The organism is Tessaracoccus sp. SD287, assembly GCF_017355265.1.
GTDB lineage: Bacteria > Actinomycetota > Actinomycetes > Propionibacteriales > Propionibacteriaceae > Aestuariimicrobium.
In genome coordinates this window covers 1-1,268 of the sequence record NZ_JADIJQ010000063.1, presented here as the reverse complement: position 1 = coordinate 1,268, position 1,268 = coordinate 1, and the positions used below count along the sequence as shown (strand labels likewise).

The window sequence follows — 1,268 nt, the reverse complement described above, 5'->3', positions numbered from 1 at the left end:
ATGAGGGTCGAGGCCTCCCGAAGATGGAAGTTCTCACACTCACCATCCGGAAGACCTCGACGTGCCTCACGCTACCTTCACGCGCCCCAACCTGACCACGTTCACCCGCCTCGACGAGCTCGGCCTGGAGGTCGTCGGCCAACAGATCGAGCCGAAGCGGGCCGTGTTGGCCTGCCGGGTCGTTGAGCCGGACCAGTGGTGCCGGCGGTGCGGCTGCGAGGGAACGCCACGTGGCACCGTGGTACGTCGTCTGGCGCACGAGCCGTTCGGCTGGCGACCCACCATCTTGCTCGTCACCGTGCGTCGCTACCGCTGCGGCGAGTGCGGGCATGTGTGGCGTCAGGACATGAGCAGAGCCGCCGAGCCGCGGGCGAAGTTGTCCCGACGGGCGTTGCGGTGGGCGTTGGAAGGACTCGTGGTCGCGCATCTGACCGTAGCCCGGATCGCCGAAGGGCTGGCAGTGTCGTGGAACACCGCCAACGACGCCGTCCTGGCCGAGGGCAAGCGGGTCCTGATCAACGATCCGCGGCGTTTCGACGGCGTCCATGTGCTCGGCGTCGACGAGCACGTGTGGCGGCACACCCGTCACGGCGACAAGTACGTCACCGTGATCATCGACCTCACCCCGATCAGGGATGACACCGGCCCGGCACGCCTGCTGGACATGGTCGAGGGCCGCTCCAAGAGCACGTTCAAGACGTGGCTAGCTGCCCGACCCGAAGCGTGGCGGGCCGGCGTGGAGGTCGTGGCCATGGATGGGTTCACCGGCTTCAAGACCGCCACCACCGAAGAGTTGCCCGACGCCACCACCGTCATGGACCCGTTCCACGTCGTGAGGCTCGCCGGTGACGCCCTCGACCAGTGCCGGCGCCGGATCCAGCAAGAACTCCACGGCCACCGCGGCCGCGCTCAGGACCCCCTGTACCGGGCACGGCGCACCCTCCACACCGGAGCCGACCTCCTCACCCACCGACAACAAGCCCGCCTCGACGCCTTGTTCACCGGCGACGACCACGTGCAACTGGAGGCCACCTACGGCGTCTACCAGCAGCTGGTCGCCGCCTACCGCGACCCCGACCGAGCCAACGGCCGCGCCCGCATGGAGGCGCTCATCGCCAGCATCAGCAGCGGGGTCCCCAGCACCTTACGTGAGGTCATCACCCTCGGACGCACCCTGAAGAAACGCGCCACCGACGTGCTGGCCTACTTCGACCGACCCGGCACGTCGAACGGCCCTACCGAAGCCCTGAACGGCCGCCTCGAACACC

1 protein-coding gene is annotated in these 1,268 nt (G+C 68.5%); it reads left to right on the top strand.

The features are described 5' to 3' along the window. Nucleotides 1-61: 61 nt before the first annotated feature. Nucleotides 62-1,268, top strand: a 1,207-nt coding sequence (locus IPV09_RS14000) for an ISL3 family transposase (protein ID WP_207475963.1), incomplete at its 3' end; no start/stop codon positions are given.